The organism is Streptomyces sp. Mut1 (assembly GCF_030719295.1).
Lineage (GTDB): Bacteria > Actinomycetota > Actinomycetes > Streptomycetales > Streptomycetaceae > Streptomyces > Streptomyces castrisilvae.
Map to the genome: position 1 here is coordinate 3241286 of NZ_CP120997.1, position 23763 is coordinate 3265048.

19 protein-coding genes are annotated in these 23763 nt (G+C 71.7%); 3 read left to right on the forward strand and 16 right to left on the reverse strand.

Features of this window, described 5'->3' with window-relative positions; translation table 11 throughout:
- Window positions 1-36 precede the first annotated feature (36 nt).
- From P8A18_RS13880 to P8A18_RS13890, 3 genes are all read right to left on the reverse strand, one after another.
- Window positions 37-657 (reverse strand): DUF4333 domain-containing protein, encoded by a 621-nt coding sequence (locus P8A18_RS13880; RefSeq protein WP_306060892.1) that lies wholly within the window; start codon window positions 655-657, stop codon window positions 37-39.
- A 119-nt stretch (window positions 658-776) separates the two neighbouring features.
- Window positions 777-1400, reverse strand: coding sequence for an RraA family protein (locus tag P8A18_RS13885; protein ID WP_306054637.1), 624 nt, complete (start codon window positions 1398-1400; stop codon window positions 777-779).
- Window positions 1401-1483: 83 nt separating this feature from the next.
- On the reverse strand, window positions 1484-1954 hold the full coding sequence (locus P8A18_RS13890) for a hypothetical protein (protein ID WP_306054639.1): 471 nt from the start codon (window positions 1952-1954) through the stop codon (window positions 1484-1486).
- Window positions 1955-2145: 191 nt separating this feature from the next.
- Here P8A18_RS13890 and P8A18_RS13895 point away from each other — a divergent pair, with 191 nt between their 5' ends.
- Window positions 2146-2871, forward strand: coding sequence for a class I SAM-dependent methyltransferase (locus P8A18_RS13895; protein ID WP_306054641.1), 726 nt, complete (start codon window positions 2146-2148; stop codon window positions 2869-2871).
- 67 nt (window positions 2872-2938) lie between these two features.
- Here the strand turns inward: P8A18_RS13895 and P8A18_RS13900 are convergent, their stop codons facing one another.
- From P8A18_RS13900 to P8A18_RS13915, 4 genes are all read right to left on the reverse strand, one after another.
- Window positions 2939-5047, reverse strand: a complete 2109-nt coding sequence (locus tag P8A18_RS13900; protein ID WP_306054643.1) for an eCIS core domain-containing protein — start codon at window positions 5045-5047, stop codon at window positions 2939-2941.
- A gap of 372 nt (window positions 5048-5419) precedes the next feature.
- Window positions 5420-6265 (reverse strand): LLM class F420-dependent oxidoreductase, encoded by an 846-nt coding sequence (locus P8A18_RS13905; protein WP_306054645.1) that lies wholly within the window; start codon window positions 6263-6265, stop codon window positions 5420-5422.
- A gap of 113 nt (window positions 6266-6378) precedes the next feature.
- Window positions 6379-7218 (reverse strand): hypothetical protein, encoded by an 840-nt coding sequence (locus tag P8A18_RS13910; protein ID WP_306054647.1) that lies wholly within the window; start codon window positions 7216-7218, stop codon window positions 6379-6381.
- 111 nt (window positions 7219-7329) lie between these two features.
- Entirely contained in the window at window positions 7330-8661 is a 1332-nt protein-coding gene (locus P8A18_RS13915; RefSeq protein ID WP_306054648.1) for an MFS transporter, read from the reverse strand.
- A 247-nt stretch (window positions 8662-8908) separates the two neighbouring features.
- Between P8A18_RS13915 and P8A18_RS13920 the strand changes: the two genes are divergently transcribed.
- Complete coding sequence (locus tag P8A18_RS13920; protein WP_306054650.1) at window positions 8909-10714, forward strand: serine/threonine-protein kinase; 1806 nt, start codon at window positions 8909-8911, stop codon at window positions 10712-10714.
- Window positions 10715-10783: 69 nt separating this feature from the next.
- On the opposite strand, the gene P8A18_RS13925 is transcribed toward P8A18_RS13920, so the two are convergent.
- The 7 genes from P8A18_RS13925 to P8A18_RS13955 all read right to left on the reverse strand — a co-directional run bounded on the left by P8A18_RS13925 (window position 10784) and on the right by P8A18_RS13955 (window position 19004).
- On the reverse strand, window positions 10784-12247 hold the full coding sequence (locus P8A18_RS13925) for an aldehyde dehydrogenase family protein (RefSeq protein WP_306054652.1): 1464 nt from the start codon (window positions 12245-12247) through the stop codon (window positions 10784-10786).
- Entirely contained in the window at window positions 12244-13983 is a 1740-nt protein-coding gene (locus tag P8A18_RS13930; protein ID WP_306054654.1) for an N-acyl-D-amino-acid deacylase family protein, read from the reverse strand. Before P8A18_RS13930 ends, P8A18_RS13925 begins: the two co-directional genes overlap by 4 nt.
- Window positions 13984-14187: 204 nt before the next feature.
- Window positions 14188-15309, reverse strand: a complete 1122-nt coding sequence (locus tag P8A18_RS13935; protein WP_306054656.1) for an LLM class flavin-dependent oxidoreductase — start codon at window positions 15307-15309, stop codon at window positions 14188-14190.
- A 100-nt stretch (window positions 15310-15409) separates the two neighbouring features.
- Window positions 15410-16195, reverse strand: a complete 786-nt coding sequence (locus tag P8A18_RS13940) for an SDR family NAD(P)-dependent oxidoreductase (RefSeq protein WP_306054658.1) — start codon at window positions 16193-16195, stop codon at window positions 15410-15412.
- A 10-nt stretch (window positions 16196-16205) separates the two neighbouring features.
- The gene (locus P8A18_RS13945) at window positions 16206-17123 is read right to left on the reverse strand and encodes an LLM class F420-dependent oxidoreductase (RefSeq protein ID WP_371933771.1); all 918 of its coding nucleotides are present in this window, start codon (window positions 17121-17123) and stop codon (window positions 16206-16208) included.
- 148 nt (window positions 17124-17271) lie between these two features.
- Window positions 17272-18048: an ABC transporter permease gene (locus P8A18_RS13950; protein ID WP_306054662.1), complete on the reverse strand. Its 777-nt coding sequence runs from the start codon at window positions 18046-18048 to the stop codon at window positions 17272-17274.
- Window positions 18045-19004, reverse strand: a complete 960-nt coding sequence (locus P8A18_RS13955; RefSeq protein WP_306054664.1) for an ATP-binding cassette domain-containing protein — start codon at window positions 19002-19004, stop codon at window positions 18045-18047. Before P8A18_RS13955 ends, P8A18_RS13950 begins: the two co-directional genes overlap by 4 nt.
- Before the next feature lie 300 nt (window positions 19005-19304).
- On the opposite strand from P8A18_RS13955, the gene P8A18_RS34300 reads away from it, so the two are divergent.
- Complete coding sequence (locus P8A18_RS34300; protein ID WP_371933772.1) at window positions 19305-20042, forward strand: helix-turn-helix domain-containing protein; 738 nt, start codon at window positions 19305-19307, stop codon at window positions 20040-20042.
- A gap of 140 nt (window positions 20043-20182) precedes the next feature.
- Here P8A18_RS34300 and P8A18_RS13970 read toward each other — a convergent pair whose 3' ends face one another.
- Entirely contained in the window at window positions 20183-22096 is a 1914-nt protein-coding gene (locus P8A18_RS13970; protein WP_306054666.1) for an AMP-dependent synthetase/ligase, read from the reverse strand.
- Between the two features lie 380 nt (window positions 22097-22476).
- The gene (locus tag P8A18_RS13975) at window positions 22477-23754 is read right to left on the reverse strand and encodes an acetyl-CoA C-acetyltransferase (protein ID WP_306054669.1); all 1278 of its coding nucleotides are present in this window, start codon (window positions 23752-23754) and stop codon (window positions 22477-22479) included.
- Window positions 23755-23763 lie beyond the last annotated feature (9 nt).

Sequence of the window (23763 nt, forward strand, 5' to 3'; positions counted from 1 at the left end):
TCACAGCGGAAGGCGGGGCAACCGCCACGGCCCGCCTCAGCCCGCCGGCGTCTGGTCCACCTTGAAGTCCATGTTCACCTGGCCGCCGACGACGGACTTCGCGGTGACCGTCACTCCGTACTGCTGGCCGCCGTCCGCGAGCTGGCAGCGGATCGTGGCGCCCACGCGGGCCGGGAGGTTCTCGGGGCAGGAGAAGGAGTCGGGCTCCTTGCCGACCTGGGCCGCGAGGGCGGCCTTGCCCTGGCGGGCGACCTCGGCCTTGTCCACGGACTGCTCGCCGCCCGTGCCGCTGGTCGTCGTGTCGGTGGGCTGGGCGGAGTCGCTGGGCTGGGGGTCGGCGGAGGCGCCGGTGTCGGCCGCGCCGTCGACCTTGTAGTCCATCTTGACGTCCTTGCCGTCGACGGACTTCACGGTGACCGTCATGCCGAGCTTCTTGCCACCATCGGTCAGCGTGCAGCGCACGCTTTCGCCGACCTTGGCCTTGAGGTCGTCCTCGCAGGTCACGTCCTCGGGCTCGCGGCCGACCTCTTTACCGAGGCCCGCCGACGCCTGCTTGGCGACCTCGGCCTTCTTGACGACCTTTTCGCCACCCACGCTGAACGAACAGCCCGCGGCGAACATCATGGCCACCGTTCCGGCCACGGCTCCGGCCACCATCCGACCTCGCACCGACTGCTGCATGGTTCCCCCTTGGCAAAGCGTTCACGTCAGAACTGGCGTGCCAAGCTATCACCGGCCCCCGAACACCAGACCGACCCGACCAGCCCCCGGAACGGTCAGCCCGCGTAGCCGTTTTCGGCCAGGATCTTGTCGATACGGGCGCGGTGCGCGGCCTCCCAGGCGTCGAGGGTCTCGGCGGCCTCCTTGGCGGCCTTGGCCCGTGCGTCGGTCAGCACCTGCTCCCGGCTGGCGGCCGGCGTGACGACGATGCCTTCCTCGTCGGCGACGACGATGTCCCCGGCGTTCACCGTCACCCCGCCGCACCGCACCGGTTCGCCGAGGGGCGTCACGGCCTTCTTCGTACCGGGAAAGGGGACGACGCCGGTCGCGAAGACGGGGAAGCCCATGTCCCGTACCTCGGCCAGGTCCCGGATCACCCCGTTGGTGACGAACGCGGCGATGCCCCGGCGCTGGGCCACCGCGCACACGTTCCCGCCGGCCAGCGCGTAGTCCGCGTCGCCCGCCTCGATGACGATGACGGAGCCGGGGCCGGCGCGGTGGATGGCGGCGTGCAGCATGAGGTTGTCACCGGGCGGGCAGCGCACGGTGAACGCCGGACCGGCGACCCGCGGCACGGACGGCCAGAGCGGGCGGATGCCGGCGTCCATGACCTGCCCGCGCCCCAGCAGGTCGGCGAGCGTGGTCGGTGAGATGTCCTTGAAGCCGCTGACGTCGTTCATACGCTTCCTCTCCACGGTCCGGATGGCCATGAGGTCAACGCCCGGCGGACGGCGCATCGTTCCGGCGTGCGCAGCGCCACGTCTCAGGCGTACGTCCAGCGCCAGGCGTTCCCGCTGTAGGCGCACTTGATGCGCGTACCGGCCGCGTTCGTCGTCAGGGCGCCGTGGTCACTGTTCCGGCAGAACTGGCCGGCGCTGTAGCAGTTCCCCGCGTTGGAGCGGATGGAACACGAGCGGGTGGTGGTGGAACCCCCGCCGCCGGAGCCGCCCGAGCCGCCGGACCCGGAGGACGTCGCCCTCGTGACGGTCGCCGTGACGGTCGGCCCCGGCACCTTCACGGTCTTCGTCTCGGTCACCGTGGGCGCCGGGGCGGGTGTGGCGGTCTCGGTCGCCGTGGCCGTGACGGTCACCGTGACCGTGGGGGCCGGCGCGGCACTCGTCGCCGCCACGGTCGCCGCGTCGTCGCCGGACTGCGTACAGCCCACCGCCCCGAAGGCGAACAGGGCGATGCCGCCTATCCAGATCCGCTTGCGCCGGCTCAACACCTTGGCCATGTGGTCCCCCCACGTCTCGGCATACGCCACTTCGAGTGGAATGACGGTATTACTTCGGACGAGATGTGTGAGAATTGAGGAGAGGGAGTGATCCTATTGTGACCAACGAGCATGCGGGTACGGGCGTCGCGTCCGGGTACGCCCCCGAAACCCGGTCGCGGCCCGGCCGCACGCCGCCTACGTTCGAGGCCATGGCTGACGAAGGCTTCACGCATCCACGACTGGCCGCGCTCTACGATCCGCTCGACCCGGACCGCAGCGACCTCGACGCCTATCTGCGCATGGCGGAGGAGTTCGAGGCGCACCGCGTCCTGGACATCGGCTGCGGCACAGGCGTGTTCGCCCTCCTCCTGGCCGGCCGCGGCAAGGACGTCGTCGGCGTCGATCCCGCCCTGGCATCCCTCGACGTGGCGCGGGCCAAGCCGGGCGCGGAGCGCGTGCGCTGGCTTCACGGCGATGCGACGACCCTCCCCCCGCTGCGCGTCGATCTCGCGACGATGACCGCGAACGTCGCCCAGGCCATCGCCGGCCCCGACGCCTGGCAGGCGACCCTGCGGGGAGCCCATGAGGCGCTGCGCCCCGGCGGGCGCCTGGTCTTCGAGACGCGCGATCCGGCGCGGCGCGCCTGGGAGGAGTGGACCCGCGAGGACTCCCGCAGCGTGACCGAGGTCCCGGGCACCGGCCCGGTCGAGTCCTGGGTCGAGGTGACCGAGGTGGCCGGGCCCCTGGTCACGTTCCGCTGGACCTACCGGTTCGCGGCGGACGGAGACGTACTGACCTCGGACTCGACGCTGCGCTTCCGCGAGCGGGACGAGGTCGAACGGGACCTGCGCGCCCTCGGATACACGGTGGACGACATCCGCGACGCACCCGACCGTCCGGGCCGCGAGTTCGTCTTCGTGGCCCGGCGGGTCTGACGCATCGCGCTCACTCACCGCAAGTGGTGCTGCCGGCGGAGCGCCGGGTGTCCGTCGATCCAGGAAATCAGCTTTCGGAGGCGGAAAGCTGGTTGGCGGCACGGCCGAAGGCGGTGAGTAGCACTTTCCTGCTCTCGATGGCCATGTTTACGACTTGAACACAGACCGCCCTGTTGGGAAATCGGTTCAACAGATCCTTATTCTTACGCAGCTCGGCCAACAGAGATTTCTTGACGGTACTCACGTCCACCGTGCGGAGAAATTTCGAGTCGTGCACGCGTGCGAAGACAAGTTCGCCGAGCGGGCCCTTGATCCCTGCGGGCAGAGCGTACGCCTCTTCGACGCGGTCCCCCCATGTCGTTTGTCCGGCATGACTCTGCGCGAGGTTGGAGAGCTGTTCGAGTGGGTTCCGGACGGTTCCCTTCCCCTTGTTGCTCTGATCCGTCTCGACGTTCTCACCGATCCGTTTCATGTCGGTGGTGATCGCGTATCTGGAGTCGAAATTCTCTTTCACTTCCTTGGACCCCTCGGCCGCATCTCGCTCGCCGATCTCATTACGCGCAGTTTTCACCAGGGCGGCCCCTTCCTGGTTGCCTTGTTCGAAGGAGATGCCGGGCTCCAGGTCGTCCCGATATTCGGCCACCTTGATAAAGGTGTTGGGCTCGGGGTAGTAGACGGAGCGTGGGTTCAGTTCGGCCATGACGTCCCGGACGGCGAGGTCCACCTGCCCGGCGTGCCAGAGCATGAGGTCTCTCTCGTAACCGTCGGCCTTCTTGGTCTTCTTGGTCTTCTTGCCTGCACTGCCTTGGGGGGCCTGGGCGGTAGCGTTGGGGGCGGGGCCCGCGTATCCGCCGCTGAACAGGTCCAGAAGTCCGCCGTGCAGGGGCCCGGCAGGTCTGTCCGTGGTTTGTTCCCCCGCCGCGACGGCCGGGCTTCCTGCTGCTGAGAACAGTGGACCGGCCGGGGTGACGAAGGACTGGGTGTCGGCGTCGCTGGTGTGTACGTAGACATGCTGTCTGCCGCATTCCTTCAGTCCTTGAATGAGGCGGGGTACCGCTTCGTCGCGCAGGATTCTGTCTCTGATACTTCCGTAAGGAATGATGTTCTGTTCTTTGTAGTTGGATTTATTGGCCAGGCCACTGTGCCAGTTGAACCCGATGACCTCGACCGGGAACATGGCTTCGCCTTCGGTCCAGGTCGCCTTGAACTCGTTGATCTTCTGCCTGAGCAGTTCCTCTTGGCCTGAGAGCCCCTCCCAGTAGTTCACTCCGATCACCAAGGCGAACTGATTCCCGATCGCCCCGGTTCCGGTAAAGCCTGTTCTGTACTTTCGGGCGATACCGGCGATATCCAAACCATCGCTGAGCACGACGGGTGCGAGTGAGACCACCCCGGGGACATCGCTCTCCGCGACCGGAACTGTCTCTGTCTCGGCTCCGAGAGCGCCGGCGCTGACTCTGGCTCCGGGATCGACCGAGCCGGCCGACATCTGGCGGTTCCTGGTGCGTTGTACGGCCCTCGGCTCCGCCGGTGCGGGCCGCGAGGACTGGTCCTCCGCCGCTCGCTGGACCGGGGCGGCCGGGGTGGGGGCGAGGCTCATGGCCCGTGTGGCGTTGGCTTCCGCTTCGCGTTCGTACCGGTCGGTGGGGTCGGAGACCTTGAGCCCCGCGCCGTTGTCGGTACCGGTGACGGGGCCTTGGCGTTGCTGGATGACATGCGTCAGCTCATGGGCGAGGGTGTGTCCGTCCGCACCGCCTTCGCCGATGACGACGTGGCTGCCGGAGGTGTAGGCGCGAGCGCCGACCTCGACGGCCGAGGCCTTGGCGGCGTCGTCGTCGTGGATGCGGACATCGGAGAAGTCCGCGCCGAGCCTGCCTTCCATATCGGTACGGGTGGCGCTGTCCAGCGGTCGGCCGGAGGAGCGCAGTAGGCCGAGGACAGCGGAGCGTCGCACGGGGGGCGGAGTCGTCTGCTGGTCGCCGCAGCCGTCACCGTGCTGGTTCTGGAGGGGCAGGTAGCCCTCGGACAGCAGCCGTTGGATGACGGCCGCGTTCCCGATACTGCCCTGTAGGGCAAGGGGGCCGTTGAGTGGCACTCCGCCCGTCGTCGCGGTTCTGCGGGCCGGGGCGGGCTTGTTCTCCACGCCGGTCTTCGCGGCACCGTCCTGACTGTGCATGAGAACCTCTTCGCTGCTGAAGGGACGACCATCCCTGCATAGCGGAGGCACAGCTCCTGTTCCAGGTACCTCGGGGCAGAGTTGAGTGGCCCGACAGACATACATCCTGGTGCACGGCGAACCGGCCAGGGGCAGGGGCCCTGCCAGGTGCCCGCCTCACGGCTGGACACCGCGCACAGGCTCGACGGCTTCCTTGACGCTGACATTCAAGGACGCGGAACTGCCGGGTGCGGGCGGCAGGCCGGCCGCCCGCTACCGGGAGGCCGGGGTGGGGTGGCGGGGCTCGGGCCGACTGTGGGCGGGGTCGTCGTCGGCGGTGCCCGGATCGGGTGGGGGCCCACCCGATCCGGCCGCGCCGGGGGTGAGCCCGGCTCAGAGGTACGCCGCGTACGCGTCCAGCGTCCGCAGCACCTCCGGTTCGGCGGCCGGGGGCAGTTGGAGGACGACCTCCTCGATGCCCAGGTCCGCGTAGTGGGCCAGCTTGCCCGGGTCGGGGAGGACCGCGTACGGGACGACGTGGAGGCCCTCCGGGTCGCGGCCCGCCGCCTCCCAGGCGGTACGGAGCGCGGGGACGGACTCCGTGAGGCCCCGGCCGCCGATCGGGAGCCAGCCGTCCGCGGACTCCGCGATCCGCGCGAAGAGCCTGGGGCCCGCCGCGCCGCCGATCAGGGTGCGCGGGCCGGTCAGCGGGCCGCGCGGCTGCTGGTACGGCTTGGGGTGGGCGTGGCTGGCCCGCACCGAAGCGAACTCGCCCTCGTACGCGGTCGGTTCCTGCGCCCACAGCGCGCGCATCAGCGCCAGCCGGTCGCGGCCCAGGCGCCGCCGCGTCGACCAGGTGACGCCGTGGTCGTCGGCCTCCTCGACGTTCCAGCCGTAGCCGATGCCCAGGGTGAAGCGGCCGGCGGAGAGGTGGTCGAGGGTGGCGACCTGCTTGGCCAGGTCGATCGGGTCATGCTGGGCGATCAGCGTGATGCCGGTGCCCAGGGTCAGCCGCTCGGTCACCGCGGCGGCCTGGGCGAGGGCGACGAACGGGTCCAGGGTGCGGCCGTACTCGCGGGGCAGGTCGCCGCCCGCCGGGTAGGGGGTCTCCCTGTTCACCGGGATGTGGGTGTGCTCGGGCAGGAAGAGCCCGGCGAACCCGCGCTGTTCGAGCTGGTGCGCGAGCCGCACCGGGGTGATGGTCTCGTCGGTGAGGAAGATCGTGGTGGCGATCCGCATACGAAGGCACCTCCGTCGTTGTCGCGTGACCGCTCCAACGTATGCCGTCCGGGGCGGGAAGCCTCGGCATCGGCGGCTCGACGGCCGCCCCGCTCCCCGCCCCGCACGCCCCGTCAGCCCGCTGTGGCGGCGTGCATGACGCGCGGCACGTTGGCGTGCATCGTGGCCGGGGCCAGCGTCACGGTGGAGCCCGGCGACGCGACCTGCGCGGTGGTGGAGGTGCCCGGGTAGAACCAGCGCCAGCTGCCGGGGCCGCTCGCGGTCACCGTCGCGGAGACGTGGCCCGCGCTGTTCGTCCTGACCGTCTTCACGGTCGTGTACGCGCTCGCCCCGGTCTTGCGGAACTGGAGCCTGACGCTCTGGCCGCCGTAGCCGCGGTACTCCAGCGCCTCCCAGTCGGCCCGGGTCAGTGCGCCCGTGACCTTGACCGTTCTGCCGCCGGAGAGCGGGCTCGGACCGGTCGCGGCGGCCGTCAGGGTCGCGGCGCGCTTGAGCTTGAAGGGGGCGACCCAGTCGAAGATCCAGTAGTCGCCGTCGTTGGCCTGCACGTTGCCGTAGGCGCACCAGTCACCGGCGGCGTCGTTGGCGTTCCGCTCGCTGTTGTAGTCGGGGAAGTCGTGCGGGTCGGCGCGCATCGTCGCCGTGCACTCCGAAGTGGTGGCGCTCAGCTTCTTGCACGTCGTGCCGACCAGCTCGACCGGTGCGCCGGCGGTGGAGCTCGCGTTGCCCGCCCGGATGTCGCGCAGGCTCTTGACGCCCGAGTTGTCCTTGATCGTCAGCTTGATCGGGAAGGTCACCGTCTTGCTGGTGCCGATGATGACGTTCTTGCCGTTGTTGGTCACCGCCTTGGTGACCCTGATGTCGCCCCGCCCCTCGGCGTGCGCCGTCGCTCCCCCCAGCACGGTCATGGCCACCGCGGTGGTCACCGTGCCCCAGAGCACAGGTCTTCGCATGTCCCCTCCTCCTCGCCCTCCGCCCCGGCTGCCGGGGTGGACGCGTCGGCACAGCGTAGAGGCCGGGCCGCAACGGCCGTACGCGGGCCCGGCGTTCCCCGTACGCGTGGGTCAGGCCGCTTTCCCGGCCGGGGCGGCGCCCCGGACCGACGCTCCCAGGACCCCCAGCCTCCCCGCGCACCCCCGCTGCTGCACCACCGCGAGCCCCGCGACCACCGCTCCCAGCGCCAGCCACCCCACCGGCCCGGCGGCCATCACCACGCCCGTCAGGAGCGGCGGGCCCGCCGACTTCTGGATGGACTGGGACATGCCGGCCACCCCCAGGTACGCGGCCCGTTCGTCCGGCGGGGACAGGAGGACGGCCAGCTCCCACGAGCTGACCGAGCGCATCAGCTCGGCCATCGTGACCAGAACGGCCGCGGCGAGCAGGGCGGTGGCCGCCGCCCAGGTACCGCAGCCGGTGGCGCCGGCCGTCAGGGCGCAGCAGACGAACATCAGGACCCCGTACAGCAGCACCGCCCGCACCGCCTTGCGCGGGCCCTCGGCCCTTCGGGAGACGGCCAGTTGGAGTACGACGACGAGCACGGTGTTGATGACGAGGAAGGCCGGTACGAGGGCGTGCGGGGCGGAGGTGCGGCTGACGAGCCACAGGGGGAGACCGACCGCGAGGACCGAGTCGTCCAGGTTCATGGGGATGTCCAGCAGCACGAAGCGGAGGTAACCCCGGTCCCGCCAGGGGCCTTTGGGGCGAGGGGCGGGGGTCGCGTCATCGGGTACGGGCTCCGCTCGTGCCACCTCCCTCGTCCGGCCGGCCGGCTCGCCCGTGCGCCACACCAGCGCCGCGGCGACGACGAAGGAGAGGGCGTTGCCGAGGATCAGGGCGCGGTAGGCGTCCGTGGTGCCGACGGCGAGGCCGATGGCGGCGAGTCCGGCGCCGAGCCCGTACCCGGCGTTCGCCGCACTGCGCGACAACGCCTGGTAGGCGACGCGGCGTTCGCCCGCCGCGCGGGTGGCGAACAGCATCTCCAGCGTCTTGGCCGCCCGGTCCCCCAGGTAGGTCACCGCGACCACCACGAGCAGCGCGCCGAAGCTCGTACAGAGCAGCACCAGCGTGAGCGTCACCAGCCGCAGCAGGTGGCAGCCGATGAGCAGCGGGCGCACCGGGAAGCGGCCGGCCAGGCGCCCGGCGAGGGGTGAGCCCGCGATGCCCGCGACACCGGCCGTGCCGAGCAGGACGCCGATCTGCTGGGCGCTGAGGTGGGTGACGAAGGTGAGGTAGAGGACCGAGGACGCCGCCCACAGGCCGGAGCCGGTGCGGTCGACGGCCAGGGCGAGCAGCATGATCCGGGCGTCCCGGCCGCCCGGTGGGTTGCGTAGCTGGGCGATCAGGCCGCCGTGTCCGACCTCGGTCTCCGCCGCTTCACTGCCCCCTGTACGACGCACCGCCACCCCGAAATGTATCTCGACATCAAGAGATCAACCGCCCCAGAGTCTGCCGGGCGAGATTCTCGACGTCAAGACACTTGATTCCGAGATACTTGATGTCGAGGAATGAGTACCGGGGCACGCCCCCCCTCCGACCGCACTCGCACGAGCCCTGCGGGGCACTCAACTGCGCTGCTCCATAAGGGAGTTCAGGGGGAACGGGTTCCGCCGGGGCGTGATCGGCCGGTGCCGTACTGTTCGGCCCATGACTGCGGGTTTCGAGGGAAGCGTGATCGACGGGCGCTTCGAACTGCTGGAACGGCTCGGCGGCGGCGGGATGGGGCTCGTCTGGCGGGCACGCGACATCGTCCTGCACCGGGAAGTAGCACTGAAGGAGGTCCGGCCGCCGGACCCGGAACTGCTGCGGCTACGCCCCGACGCTGCGGAGATGCTACGCAAACGCGTGCTGCGCGAGGCCGTCTCACTGGCACGGATCACTCACCCGAACGTCGTGACAATCCACCACATCGTGAGCTCCACGGAGGTGGAGCACCCCTGGCTGGTCATGGAACTGGTCCACGGCGGTTCACTCCAGGACCGCCTGGAACGCGGCCTGTACACCCCCACCGAGGCAGCCCGCCTGGGCCGCGGCGTACTCGCCGGACTACAAGCCGCACACGAAGCGGACATCCTCCACCGCGACGTGAAACCCGGCAACGTACTGCTGCGCACCGACGGCACACCCCTGCTCACCGACTTCGGAATCGCCGCCGTACGCGAAGCCACCAGCCTCACCAACACCGGCGAACTCGTCGGCTCCCCCGACTACATGGCCCCCGAACGACTGCGCGGCCACGACGACGACCCCTCCTCCGACCTCTGGTCACTGGCCATGATGCTCTACGTCGCGGTCGAAGGACACAACCCCATGCGCCGCTCCTCCACCCTCGCCACCCTCGCCGCGATCCTCGAAGAAGACGTCCCACCGCCCCAACGCGCGGACGCCCTCGGCCCCGTACTGCGCTCCGTCCTCATCAAGGACGTGGCCTCCCGGCCCGACGCGGAACACCTCGACCAACTCCTCGCACAGGCCGCCGGAGACCGCGCCCTGACGGTCATCGACGGCGTGACCGCGCCTCCCGTACCGACAACCGGCCCCGCAGAGGCGGATGGGAAGGCTGAAGCCGACGCGGCCGGCGCGGTCCCGGTCGCGTACACCCGCACGGAGTCGTCGGCCCCCGCTCCACCGGAACGGGAAGCCGCCACCACCGGCCCACCCCCGAAGCGAGACCGCCCACCGGCCGAACCGAAACCCGCCGGCGCACCCTCTGCGCCCGAGGAGACCGACGGCCGGGGCAATCCCGCCGCACGGACGAGCCGGACACCCCTGCGCGGCGCCAGTGCCGACCGGACCCGGCGTCGCGTACTGATCCCCGGAGTCCTGCTCGCCGTCTTGGCCGCCGGGCTGCTGGCCAATGAATTCATACCCGGCACCACCGACGACGACAAACCGTCCGGCGGCGCCGCGCCCACCCACTCCGCCCCCCGCTCTCCCACCCCCACCCCGTCCCCCTCACGCACCTCCAGCCCCTCACCTTCGCCCACACCCACAACGGAGACCGATCTCCTCACCCCCTCCGGCGGCCGGCGACTCGTCAAGAAGATGAAGGCGGTGACGGGCAGAACGGAGGTGCTCTGGCTCGATCTGCACCCGAGTCGAGCCACCGGCAACGTGATCGTGAAGGCCGGGAACATGCCGGACGGCAAGGTGTTCGACGGCTTCGACTACCGGGACGGCCGGGGCAACCGCCATGGCAACGAAGGTCTGGTCAACGGCCAGCGCATGACGGACCTCTCCCAGGTGGACTGGGACGCCCTGCCCCGGCTTCTCCACATATGCCAGACCGAACTGGGCGTACGGAAGGCAGACCCCGATGCCAGCCACGTGATCTTCGCCTGGAACAACGGAAGGCCGGCCATGGAGATCTACGCCAGCGGCGCGTACCAGACATCGGCCACGCTGATCGCCGGACTCGACGGTGAGATCATCAAGCGCAACAAGGCGGAATGACCGACCGAAGAGGGCCGCCGCCTCACCGGCCCGCCCGGAAATCGCCTGCCACCCTCGGCGCCCGCCCCCTCACCCCGGCCAGACGATCGACTGCACCTCGCTGTACGCGTGCAGCGCGTACGAGCCCACGTCCCGGCCGACGCCGCTCCGTTTGAACCCGCCGAACGGCGCCTCCATGTTCCGGCCGATCGTGTTCACGCCCACCCCGCCGGCCCGCAGCCTGCGGGCCACCCGGAAGGCGCGGGCCACATCGCCGGACCAGACGTAGTCGATCAGCCCGTAGTCGCTGTCGTTGGCCAGCGCGATGCCCTCCTCCTCGTCGTCGAAGGGGACCACCACCACGACCGGGCCGAAGATCTCCTCGCGCACCACCCGCATGTCCGGGGTGCAGTCCGCCAGCAGCGTCGGGGCGACGTAGAAGCCCCGGCCCGTGGGGTCGGGCCGTTCGCCGCCCGTGACGATCCGGGCCCCCTCCTCGCGGCCGAGCTCCACGTACGACTCCACGCGGTCGCGATGGGCGGCGGAGATGACCGGCCCGACGACCGTGCCCTTCACCGCCGGATCGCCGACCTTCAAGTGACCGGCGTACGCGGCCAGTTGGGCGATCAGCGCGTCCTGGACGCCCCGCTGGACCAGGACGCGGGTCGGAGCCGTACAGATCTGTCCGCTGTAGAACGAGAACGTCGTACCGATCCCCGCGACCGCCGCGCCCAGGTCCGCGTCCTCGAAGACGAGGGCCGCCCCCTTGCCGCCCAGCTCCATCAACTGCCGTTTCATGGAACGGCCGCAGACCTCCGCGATCCGCTGCCCGACCGCCGTGGAGCCGGTGAAGCTCACCATGTCCACGTCCCCGGCGTCGACGGCCGCCTCGCCCACCTCAGGAGCCGAGCCGCTGACGACGTTGACGACACCCGGCGGGACGCCCGCCTCGGCCAGCGCCTCGGCCATCCGGTAGACGGAGAGCGGGTCCTGCGGGGCCGGCTTCACGACGACGGTGTTGCCCATGGCCAGCGCGGGGGCGATCTTGCCCGCCGGGTTGGCCCAGGGGTTGTTGTACGAGGTGACGCACGTGACGACGCCGACCGGCTGGCGTACGGCCAGCGCGCCGAAGATCCCGGCCCGGCCCATCGGACCGGCCTCGTTGATCTGCGGCGCGACCGCCTCCTCGACGGGTTCGAGCGCCCCCTTCGCGTACCGCCGGAACCGGGCCGCGCCCACGGCGACCTGCATCCCCCGGGCCGTCGCGGTGGTGGCGCCGCTCTCCGCGCGGGCGAGGTCCGCGAGGGCGGCGGAGTCCCGCTGGATCAGGCCGGCCGCGCGGTCGAGGATCGCGGCGCGTTCCCCGGGGCGGGTCCGGGACCAGGAGGCGAAGGCGGCACGGGCGGCGGCCGCCGCCTCGTACACCTGCGCCCGGCTCGCCTCGGGGGCCAGGCCCACGGTCTCCTCGGTGGCCGGGTCGGTCACCTCGTAGTGGCCGCCGGCCGGTTCGGTCCACTCGCCGTCGATGAACAGGCGCTGGGGCGCGTTCGTCACCGGGTGCTCACCGTCCTGGTGTCGCGGCCGGAGCGCAGCACCGTGCCCGGGACGGCCCCGGTCACCTTGTCGTCGCGCAGGGTCTCCACCCCGTTGACCCGGACCGACACGATCCCGAGGGCCTTGGAGTCGAGCCGGGGGCTGTCGCCCGGCAGGTCGTGGACGAGGGTCGCCGGGCCCGCGTCGACGCGCTCGGGGTCGAAGAGGACGAGGTCGGCGTGGAAGCCCTCCTCGACCCGGCCGCGTTCCCGCAGGCCGAAGAGGCGCGCGGGGTCGTCGGTGAGCATCTTCACCGCCCTCTCCAGCGGCAGGAGCTTCCGGCCGCGCAGGCAGTCGCCGAGGAAGCGGGTCGTGTAGGGGGCGCCGCACATCCGGTCCAGGTGCGCGCCCGCGTCCGAGCCGCCGAGCAGCACGTCCTCGTGGTCCCAGGTCTCCCTGCGCAGCGCCCAGGAGGCCGGGTCGTTGTCGGTGGGCATCGGCCACAGCACCGTACGCAGCTCGTCGGCGGCGCAGATCTCGACCAGGCAGTGGAAGGGGTCCTGGCCGCGCTCGGCCGCGATGTCCTTCACGACCCGGCCGGTCAGGCCCTCGTTGGCCGCGCTGTAGGTGTCGCCGATGACATACCGGCCGAAGTCCGCGAGGCGCCGGAAGACACCGGCCTCCTTGCTGTCGGCGCGGCGCAGCATCCCGGCACGGGTGTCCGCGTCCCGCAGCCGCTCGATGCGTTCGGGTACGGGCAGGGCGAGGATGTCGCCCCAGCCGGGGATCAGGTTGAGCGCGCAGAACGTGCCGAGCGACATGTTCATCGGGGTCAGGATCGGCATGGTCAGCGCGACGACCCGGCCGCCGGCCCGGCGGGCGCGCTCGCTGGGCACGAGCTGGCGCGGTACGCGTGCGGGGACGGCGGCGTCGATGGTCAGCACGTTCCAGTTCAGCGGGCGCCCGGCGGCGGCCGTCATGTCCACGAGCAGGTCGATCTCCTCGTCGGCGAACTGGTCCAGGCAGCCCGCGACGATCGCCTCGATCTGCGTGCCCTCGTGCTCGCCGACGGCCCGGCAGAGCGCGAGCAGTTCCTCCGGCAGCGCGTGCCGCGACGCGACGGGCCGGCCGTCGCCGTCGGAGTGGGTCGAGGACTGCGTGGTGGACAGCCCCCACGCCCCGGCGGCCATCGCGTCGTGGAACAGCGCCAGCATGGCGTCCATCTGCTCGGGCGTCGGCTGCCCGCCGATCGCGTCCGCGCCCATGACGTGGCGGCGCAGGGCGCAGTGCCCGACCATGAACCCGGCGTTGACGGCGATCCGGCCCTCCAGCGCGTCGAGGTACTCCCGGAATCCGGACCAGGTCCAGTCGACGCCCTCCTCCAGCGCCTTGAGGGCCATGCCCTCGACCCGCGCCATCATGCGCCGCGTGTAGTCGGCGTCCTCGGGGCGGTCCGGGTGCAGCGGGGCCAGCGTGAACCCGCAGTTGCCTCCGGCGACGGTCGTGACGCCGTGGTTCATCGAGGGCGTGGCGTACGGGTCCCAGAACAGCTGCGCGTCGTAGTGCGTGTGCGGGTCGACGAAGCCGGGCGCGAGGACGAGCCCGTGGGCGTCCTCGCTGGTCACGGCCTCCTCGGTGACGGTGCCTGGCTCCGCGATGACGGCGATGCGGCCGTCGCGCACGCCGACGTCCGCCGGGTAGGAGGGCCCGCCCGTGCCGTCCACGACGGTCGCTCCGCGGATGAGGTGGTCGAGCATGGCGGGGTCCCTTCCTGTCCTGTGGGTGTGGTGTGCGGGGGGTGCTGGGGGGGGTGATGTGCGCCGGGGCGCTGTGGGTGTGGTGTGCGCCGGGGTGCGTACGGCCGCGGTACGCACCCCGGCCGGCGAGCGACGGACCGGGATGCCGCCGCCCGTTCGGGGATCTCCGAGAGGAGCGGGGGTACGGGGGCAGCGCCCCCGCGACTACGCCGCGTCCCGGAACCGGGACGTCCGGTGGACCGGGTCCGTGTCGATCGCCGGAATCACGTGCTCCCCGATCAGCCGGATCGACTCGAGCGTGTCCTCGCGCCCGATCCCGATCGGCAGGCCGAAGCTCAGCTGGTCCGCCCCCGCCCGCTCCCACCTCCGGCACTGGGCCAGCACCTCGTCCGGGTCGCCGCAGATCATCAGCTCCTCGGCGATCAGCAGCTCGATGATCTCCTCGGTGTACTCCGGCAGCAGCTCGGGCCACTCCGGGATGCCCTCGGGACGGGGGAACGTGTCGTGGTAGCGGAACAGCAGCGACTGGAGGTAGTTGAGCCCGCCGCCGACCGCGATCTCGACCGCCTTCGCATGGGTCTCCGCGCAGATCGCGGTGGAGGTGACCATGACGTTGTCGTTGACGAAGTCACCGACCGGCTCGGCGTCCTTGACGGCGGTCTTGTAGGAGTCGACGACCCACTCCATGTCGGAGACCTTCTGCACGCTGAAGCCCAGCACACCGAGCCCACGCCGCCCGGCCATCGCGTACGAGGACGGCGAGCCGGCCGCGTACCACATCGCCGGGTGGGACTTCCCGTACGGCTTGGGCAGGATCTTGCGCGGCGGGAGCGACCAGTGCTTGCCCTGGAAGCCGACGTACTCGTCCTGGAGCCACATCTTGGGGAACTCGGCGATGGTCTCCTCCCACAGCTCCTTGGTGTGGTTCATGTCGGTGATGCCCGGCATGAACCCGAGGATCTCGTGGCTGCCCGCCCCGCGCCCGGAGCCGAATTCGAAGCGGCCCTCGGAGAGGTGGTCGAGCATGGCGACCTTCTCCGCGACCTTGACCGGGTGGTTGACCGGGGCGAGCGGGTTGAAGATGCCGGAGCCGAGGTGGATGCGCTCGGTCGCGTGGGCGAGGTAGCCCAGGTAGACGTCGTTGGCGGAGAGGTGCGAGTACTCCTCCAGGAAGTGGTGCTCGGAGGCCCAGGCGTACTTGAAGCCGGACTTGTCCGCCTGGATGACGTACTCGGTCTCCTCGATCAGCGCCTTGTGCTCTGCCCCGGGGTCCGCCTGGGCCCGCGCGGCGGGCACGTACCCCTGTACAAAGAGCCCGAATTCCAAGGGGGTTCACCGTCCTCAATCGTTTCTGACGCATCGTCAGATCGTGATGTGCGTCCGACTGTTCCACCGGGGCCGGGGTCAGTCAATAGCTGACGCATCGTCAGAAGAGGCTGACGCCGGCCAGCCAGCCGCCGTCGATGACGAACGGCTGGCCGGTGATGTACGAGGAGTCGTCCGAGGTCAGGAAGAGGGCGAGCGCCGCCACCTCCTCGGGCCTGCCGATCCGGCCGAGCGGCACGAGCTTGCGGTAGAGCGCGTCCACCGCCTCCTTGGTCTCCTCCGGGTCCGCGTCCGGGTCCAGCGCCGCCGGGTTGGTCATCGCGGTGTCCACCGCACCCGGGCACAGCGCGTTGACCCGGACCCCCTTGGCCGCCAGCTCCACCGCCGCCACCCGGGTCAGCCCCAGCACGGCGTGCTTGCTCGCCGCGTACGCGCCGACGAACGCCATCCCGGTGAGCCCGGTGTACGAGGAGGTGTTGACGATCGTGCCGCCCCCGGCCTCCGCGATCAGCGGCGCGACGGTCCTGATCCCGAGGAACGCCCCCACCTGGTTGACCTGCACCACCTGCTGGAACTCCTCCAGCGGCGTGCCCACCAGCTCGTTGAAACGCAGGATGCCCGCGTTGTTGACCAGCCCGTCGATCTTCCCGAAGGCGCCCCGGGCGGCGGCGACGGCGGCCTGCCAGTCCTCCTCCCGGCGCACGTCCAGGTGGACGTAGAGCGCGGACTCCTCCCCCAGCTCCTTCGCGAGCGCCGCGCCCTGCTCGTCCAGCACGTCGGCGATCACCACCTGGGCGCCCTCGGCGGCGAAGAGCCGCGCCTCCTGTTCGCCCTGCCCGCGCGCGGCTCCGCTGATCAGCACGGTCCGTCCGTCCAGCTTGCCCATGACCTGACTCCTACCTGTCGGGGTTGTCGAGGTGAGGTGCGACTTCGGCGGCGAACGCCGCCATCTGATCGGTCAGTTCGCTCACGCCCCGGCTGCGGAAGCGCACCTGGATCTGGTGGACGCCCATCGCGGCGTACGCGCGCAGCGAATCGGCGAGGGCCTCCGGCTTCCCGCTGAGCGTGCGCCGCCCGACGGACCAGCCGGGCTCCCCCACGTACAGCGGTTCGGTGATGGCTCCGACGGTGATCGGCCCGGCCACCCCCGCCTCCGCGCGGAGCGCGTGCAGCCGGGCGATCTGCGCGGGCAGCCGGTCCCGGGGATCACCCTGCGGCAGCCAGCCGTCCCCCCGCACGGCGGCCCGGCGCAGCGCGGCGGGCGAGGAGCCGCCCACCCAGAGGGGCACCCGTTCCTGGGCGGGCCGGGGCAGCTGCCCGAGGCCGCCGAAGGCGTACCGCTCCCCCGCGAACTCCGGGTACTCCTCGGGCCCGAGCGCGGCCCTGAGCGCGTCGATGCTCTCGTCGAGCACGGCCCCGCGCCCGTCGAAGTCCGCCCCGAGCGCCTCGAACTCCTCGCGCACATGACCGGCCCCGACACCGAGGATCAGCCGGCCGCCGCTGAGGTGGTCGAGGGTGGCGTACTGCTTGGCGGTGGCCAGCGGATGACGGAGCCCGACGACGGCGACATGGCTCATCAGCAGGACGCGCTCGGTGACCCCGGCGAGGAAGGCGAGGGTGGCCACCGGGTCGTACCAGACGGTGCCCATGCCCGCCGCGAGCCGGCGCGGGACGGCGACGTGGTCGCAGCCGGCGATGTAGGCGAAGCCGGTCCGGTCGGCGGCGCGGGCGATCTCGGCGAGGTCGGCCGGGGTGGCCCCGGCCTCCCACGGCTCGGCGAAGAGGGCACTCTGCGACTGGATGGGCAGCTGCATCCCGTACGACAGCGGCCCGGTGAGCGGTATCGGCACCGAACGACCCCTTCCCCTCGACCTGACGGCCCGTCACTTGAGGGCCGCGGGGGGCCATCGTCGTATCTGACGAGTCATCAGGCAAGGGGGAGGGGCGAACCGGGCGGGCGGCCTACTCGGGATCGCGGGCGAACCGGGCCCTGGACCAGAAGTAGCCGAGGACGGCCAGACCGACGCACCAGGCCACCGCGAGCCGGCCGTTGTGACCGATCTCCGTACCGAGCAGCAGTCCGCGCAGGGTCTCGATGGCCGGTGTGAAGGGCTGGTACTCGGCGACCGGCCGGAACCAGCCGGGCATCGAACCCAGCGGGACGAACGCGCTGGAGATGAGGGGCAGGAGGATCAGGGGCGTGGCGTTGTTGCCGGCGGCCTCCGCGTTGGGGCTGCCCAGGCCCATACCCACGGCGATCCAGGTGAAGGCCAGGGCGAAGAGGGCGAGGAGCCCGAAGGCGGCGAACCACTCCAGGACGGTGGCGTCGGTGGAGCGGAAGCCCATGGCCACCCCGACGGCGCCGACGAACACGACGCTCATGAGCGTCCGCAGGACGCTTCCCATGACATGGCCGAACAGGACCGAGCTCCGGTGGATCGCCATGGTGCGGAAGCGGGCGATGATGCCTTCGCTCATGTCCATGGAGACCGAGACGGCGGTGCCGACGGTGGTCGAGCCGATGGTCATCAGCAGGATGCCCGGCACGATGTACGCGATGTACGCGTCGCGGCCCGCGCCGCCGCTCATGGTGTCGCCGAAGATGTAGACGAACAGCAGGAGCATCATCACCGGAGTGAGCAGCAGGTTCAGGGTGAGCGACGGGTAGCGCCGGGCGTGGAGCAGGTCGCGGCGCAGCATGGTGGCCGAGTCGCGCACGGCGAGGGAGAGGGTGCTCATCGGACGGCCTCCTCGGCCGGGGCGGGGACGGCGGCGTCGGTGAGTGCGAAGAAGACGTCGTCCAGGTCGGGGGTGTGCACGGTGAGTTCGTCGGCCTCGACACCGGCGGCGTCCAGCCGGTCGAGGATCGCGCGCAGGGCGCGCTGGGTGCCGTCGCTGGGCAGATGCAGGGCGAGGGACTCGTCGTCCGGAGTGGCGTCCGCCAGGGCGAGGGCGGCGGCGCGGTAGGCGTCCGGACCGGTGAAGCGCAGCCGTACGTGCCCGCCGGGGACGATCCGCTTCAGCTCGTCGGCACTGCCCTCCGCGGCGATCCTGCCGCGGTGGAGTACGGCGATGCGGTCGGCGAGTTCGTCGGCCTCCTCCAGGTACTGGGTGGTGAGGAAGACGGTCACGCCTTCGGCGACCAGGCCCCGGATGATGCCCCACATGGTGTGGCGGCTGCGCGGGTCGAGGCCGGTGGTCGGCTCGTCCAGGAAGATGATGCGCGGGTTCCCGACGAGGGTCATCGCGATGTCGAGGCGCCGCTTCATGCCGCCGGAATAGGTGGAGGCCGGTTTGCCCGCCGCTTCGGTGAGGTCGAACCGGGCCAGGAGCTCCGCGACGACCCGCCGCCCCTCGGCCTTGGACAGGTGGTGCAGGTCCGCCATCAGGAGCATGTTCTCCTCGCCGGTGATCAGCCCGTCCACGGCGGAGAACTGCCCGGTGACGCCGATCGCGGCGCGCACCGCCTGCGGCTCGGTGGCCAGGTCGTGGCCGCCGACGCCGATCGGGCCGGAGCCCTCGCCGGGCGGGATGAGCGTGGAGAGGATCTTGACGACGGTGGTCTTGCCGGCGCCGTTCGGGCCGAGCAGCGCGAACACGGTCCCGGCCGGAATACGCAGATCGATCCCGTCGAGCACGACCTTGTCGCCGTACGACTTGCGCAGCCCGCCCGCCGCGATGGCCGGGTTCGTCATGGCAGAAGCTCCTTCGGGGTCCTTCTCCGGTCGCGCGGACCCCACCGGCCCGCACTTTCCGATGCCCGAAACGCTACGTTGCGTTCACGATCCCAGCAACGACATCAGCCAACACTGAGCACATAAACACACGTCAGAGCAGCGAAGTTGATGCAATGGGTTACAGATAACGCAACGAATAGCACCTCGATACGTTGCAATGAAATGGACACGAACGCTATAGTCGCCCACCGGAAGCCGCACCGGTCGCCCCACGGCCGCCCCACGGCCGCGACCGGGCCACGCACGAAGGAGACCGCGATGCCGGGAGGCAGGCTCACCCAGCAGGAACGCCGGCAGATCGCCCGGGGTGTGGCCGAGGGCCTGCCCTACGCCGAGATCGCGCGGAGCCTGGACCGCCCCACCTCGACCGTCACCCGCGAGGTGACGCGCAACGGCGGCCCCGCCGCCTACCGCGCCGAGACCGCCCACCGCGCCACCGAGCACCGCGCCCACCGCCGCCGCGGGGCCGGGCCCCGCGAGACGCGCCCGGCCCCGCAGCCGTACGGGCGCGACGCCGACGCGGTGCGCGCGTACGAGGAGGTGTTCACCTCGATGATCATGGCGTCGGGCGCGCCCCCGATGGTGTCCCGGGTGCTGGCCTGCCTGTCCCTCACCGACAGCGGGAGCCTCACCGCCGCCGGTCTCGCCGGGCGACTCGGGGTCAGCCCGGCGTCCGTCTCCAAGGCGATCACCTACCTGGAGGGCCAGGGCATGATCCGCCGGGAGCGCGACGGTGGCCGCCGCGAGCGCTACACCGTGGACGACGACATCATGTACGACTCCATGATGGCGAGCGCCCGCTCGACCGCCGAACTCGCGCGGACCGCACGCGAGGGCGCCCCCGTCTTCGGTCCCGGGACCCCGGCGGGCATCCGCCTGGAGAACATGGCCCGGTTCCTGGACCACGTCTCCGAGGCCGTGGCCCGCGCGGCGGAGCAGGCCCGCGACCTCCTCCACACGAAGCCGGGCACGCCGCCCCCCGACGCCCCGGCCTGACCGCGCCCCCGGCAACCGGGGACGCGGCCGGGACGCCCCTCGCTCCCGGCCCGGCCTTCTCACTCCCGATCCGGCCGCCTCAACTACCGGCCCGGCGCCCTCACTTGCGGTACAGCCCCCTCACTCCCGGCCCGGCGCCCTCACTTGCGGTACAGCTCCTCGATCTCCGCCGCGAAGTCCCGCGCGATGGCGTCCCGCTTCAGCTTCAGCGACGGCGTGAGGTGCCCGCCCTCCTCGGTGAAGTCCACCGGCAGGACCGTGAACTTGCGGATCGACTCGGCCCGGGAGACGAGCCGGTTGGCCTCGTCCACCGCGCGCTGGAGCGCCGTGCGCAGCTCCTCGTCGTGGACGAGTTCGCGCATCGGGACGTCCTGCTTCTTGCGCATCTGCCGCCAGTGCGCGAGCCCGTCCGGCTCCAGGGTGATCAGGGCGGTGATGAACGAGCGGTTGTCGCCGACCACCATGCACTGGCTGACCAGCGGGTGGGCGCGCAGCCAGTCCTCCAGCGGGGCCGGGGTGACGTTCTTGCCGCCCGAGGTGATGATGATGTCCTTCTTGCGGCCGGTGATCGTGAGGTAGCCGTCCTCGTCGAGCGCGCCGAGGTCTCCGGTGGGGAACCAGCCGCCGTCGAGCACGGACACGGCCTCGCCGCGCTCGGTGTCCCAGTACCCCTGGAACACCTGCCCGCCGCTGAGCAGCACCTCGCCGTCGTCGGCTATCCGGACGGCGGTGCCGGGCATCGGCCAGCCGACCGTGCCCAGCCGGGGCTTGAGCGGCGGGGTGACGGTGGCGGCTGCGGTGGTCTCCGTCAGGCCGTAGCCCTCGAAGATCTCGATGCCGGCGCCCGCGTAGAACGCGGCGAGCCGGCGGCCCAGCGGGGAGCCGCCGCAGATCGCGTACCGGACGTGGCCGCCGAGCGCGGCCCGGATGCGGCGGTAGACCAGCGGGTCGTACAGGGCGCGGGCGGCCCGCAGCCCGAGGCCGGGGCCCGGCCCCGTGCCGTGTTCGGCGGCCTCGACGGCCTGGCCGTAGCGCTGGGCGATCCGGGCGGCCCGGTCGAAGGAGGAGGCGCGGCCCATCTTCTCGGCGGTGGCCCGGCCGGTGTTGTAGACCTTCTCCAGGACGTACGGGATGGCCAGCAGGAACGACGGTTTGAACCCGGCCAGGTCGGCGAGCAGGTCCTCGGTTTGGATCGACGGGGCGTGGCCGAGGCGTACCCGGGCCCGCAGGCAGCCGATCGCGACCATCCGGCCGAAGACGTGCGACAGCGGCAGGAACAGCAGCGTGGACGCGGGGTATTTGCTGACCGACTTGAAGACCGGGTGCAGCAGCTCGATCGCGTTGTCGACCTCGGCGAAGAAGTTGCCGTGGGTCAGCACGCACCCCTTGGGGCGGCCCGTGGTGCCGGAGGTGTAGATGAGGGTGGCCGGGGTCTCCGGCTCCAGGGTGGCGCGGCGGGCGGCGACAGCGTCGTCCGGGAGGTCCTTGCCGAGCTTCTTCAGCCGGCCGAGCGCGCCCGTGTCGAACTGCCAGAGGTGGGCGAGGTCGCCGAGCTGCTTGCGTTCCTGGCTGATGATCCGGCCCTGGTCGGCGGTCTCGACGGCGCAGGCGACGGCCCCGGAGTCCTGGAGTATCCAGCGGGTCTGGAAGGCGGAGGAGGTCGGGTAGATGGGGACGGTGACCAGCCCGGCGGCCCAGGCGGCGAAGTCGAGCAGCGTCCACTCGTACGTCGTACGGGCCATGATCGCGATGCGGTCGCCGCCGCGCAGGCCCTCGGCGATCAGGCCCTTGGCGACGGCGAGCACCTCGGCGGCGAACTCGGCCGCCGTCACGTCCTGCCAGCTGCCGTCGGGCTGCTTGCGGCTGAGGACGGCGTCGGCGGGGGCCTCGCGGGCGTTGTCGAACGGTATCTCGGCGAGCGAGCCGCGCCGGACGGGCGGGGCGAACGCCGGTACGGAGACCTGCCGGACGGTGCCGTCGGCGTCCCGGACCTTGGCCGGCTCGACCAGGACGGGGGCGGCGGGTGCGGGGGACGGGGCGGGTGGCGTGGACACGAGCGGCTCCTCGGCATCGGGGGCGGGCGGTTCACTGCGACCGGCGGGTGACGGCCGGCTGGTTCTCGTACGAGGTAGGGAGGGGGCGGGGGCCCCCGGTGGCTGTGCGCGTACGGCGGGGGCGGGGGCCCCCGGTGGCCGTGCGCGTACGGCGGGGGGGGCGTCGGCCCCCCGTGTGCGTGCGCGTACGGCCGACGCCGGGACGACGACAACTGGTACACGCCCGTACGGCCGACGCCAGGACGACGACAACCGGTACGTGCGCCTGCGGCCGACGCCGGCCCGGCCGGACGGCGCGGGGGTGCTGGTGCGCCCGGCCGGGGGCCGGAACCGGCGCGCGGTCCCGCCGCGCACCGCTCACGTCCTCGCGGGGCGCGGCCTCACACGCGTTCGAGGATGGCCGTGACGCCCTGGCCGCCCGCCGCGCAGATCGAGATCAGGCCCCGGCCCGGCGCGTCCCGCTCCGCGAGGAGCTTGGCCAGCGTGGCGACGATCCGGGCGCCCGTCGCGGCGAACGGGTGCCCGGTGGCGAGGGAGGACCCCGCCACGTTGAGCCGGTCCCGGTCGACGGGCGCGAGCCCCCGCTTCTCCCAGGCGGCCAGCGTGGCCAGCACCTGGGAGGCGAACGCCTCGTGGATCTCGAAGAGGTCGAAGTCCTCGATGCCGAGCCCGGCCCGCTCCAGCAGCCGGGGCACCGCGTACGCGGGCGCCATCAGCAGCCCGTCCTCGCCGCCCACGTAGTCGACGGCGGCCGTCTCGTACAGGGACAGATACGCCTGCGGCTCCAGACCGTGCCGCTCGGCCCACTCCTCGCTCGCCAGCAGCACCGTCGCGGCGCCGTCCGTGAGCGGGGTCGAATTGCCCGCGGTCATCGTCGCGTCCGGGTGGTCCGTGCCGAACACCGGCTTCAGCGTGGCGAGTTTCTCCACGGTGGAGCCGGGGCGCAGGTTCTGGTCCCGGTCCAGGCCGAGGTACGGGACGACGAGGTCGTCCAGGAAGCCCCGCTCGTACGCGGCGGCGAGCCGCTGGTGGCTGGTGGCGGCGAGGAGGTCCTGATCGGCGCGGGCTACGTCCCACTGCCGGGCGGTGACCGCCGCGTGATCGCCCATCGAGAGACCGGTGCGGGGTTCCGCGTTGCGCGGGATGTCGGGGACGAGGTGCCGGGGCCGTACGCCCGTGAGGGCCTTCGCCCGGCCGCCCGCCGACTTCGCGCGCCGGGCCGACAGCAGCAGCCTGCGCAGCTCGTCGTTGACGCCGAGCGGCGCGTCGCTCGTGGTGTCCGTACCGCCCGCGACGGCCGAGTCGATGGCCCCGAGCATGATCTTGTTGGCGGCGGCGATCACCGCCTGGAGGCCGGTGCCGCAGGCCTGCTGGACGTCGTACGCGGGGGTGCGCGGGTCGAGCCGCGAGCCGAGCACGGTCTCGCGGGCCAGGTTGAAGTCGCGGCTGTGCTTGAGCACCGCGCCCGCGGCGAACTCGCCGACCGTCTCCCCCTGGAGCCCGAACCGCTCGACGAGCCCGTCCAGCGCGGCGGTCAGCATCTGCTGGTTGGACGCCCGCGCGTAGGGCCCGTCGGAACGGGCAAAGGGGATGCGGCTGCCGCCGATGACCGCGACCCGGCGGGGCTGCGGGAGTGCGAGGGGGATCAACTCGACCAACTCATCTCG

Coding starts and splice junctions, on each gene's coding strand:
- P8A18_RS13900 (WP_306054643.1), bottom strand. CDS start 5,047: ATGCACAGTCAGGACGGTGCCGCGAAGACCGGCGTGGAGAACAAGCCC.
- P8A18_RS13890 (WP_306054639.1), bottom strand. CDS start 1,954: ATGGCCAAGGTGTTGAGCCGGCGCAAGCGGATCTGGATAGGCGGCATC.
- P8A18_RS13880 (WP_306060892.1), bottom strand. CDS start 657: ATGGTGGCCGGAGCCGTGGCCGGAACGGTGGCCATGATGTTCGCCGCG.
- P8A18_RS13950 (WP_306054662.1), bottom strand. CDS start 18,048: ATGAGCACCCTCTCCCTCGCCGTGCGCGACTCGGCCACCATGCTGCGC.
- P8A18_RS34300 (WP_371933772.1), top strand. CDS start 19,305: ATGCCGGGAGGCAGGCTCACCCAGCAGGAACGCCGGCAGATCGCCCGG.
- P8A18_RS13940 (WP_306054658.1), bottom strand. CDS start 16,195: ATGGGCAAGCTGGACGGACGGACCGTGCTGATCAGCGGAGCCGCGCGC.
- P8A18_RS13905 (WP_306054645.1), bottom strand. CDS start 6,265: ATGCGGATCGCCACCACGATCTTCCTCACCGACGAGACCATCACCCCG.
- P8A18_RS13895 (WP_306054641.1), top strand. CDS start 2,146: ATGGCTGACGAAGGCTTCACGCATCCACGACTGGCCGCGCTCTACGAT.
- P8A18_RS13910 (WP_306054647.1), bottom strand. CDS start 7,218: ATGCGAAGACCTGTGCTCTGGGGCACGGTGACCACCGCGGTGGCCATG.
- P8A18_RS13885 (WP_306054637.1), bottom strand. CDS start 1,400: ATGAACGACGTCAGCGGCTTCAAGGACATCTCACCGACCACGCTCGCC.
- P8A18_RS13945 (WP_371933771.1), bottom strand. CDS start 17,123: ATGCAGCTGCCCATCCAGTCGCAGAGTGCCCTCTTCGCCGAGCCGTGG.
- P8A18_RS13930 (WP_306054654.1), bottom strand. CDS start 13,983: ATGCTCGACCACCTCATCCGCGGAGCGACCGTCGTGGACGGCACGGGC.
- P8A18_RS13955 (WP_306054664.1), bottom strand. CDS start 19,004: ATGACGAACCCGGCCATCGCGGCGGGCGGGCTGCGCAAGTCGTACGGC.
- P8A18_RS13920 (WP_306054650.1), top strand. CDS start 8,909: ATGACTGCGGGTTTCGAGGGAAGCGTGATCGACGGGCGCTTCGAACTG.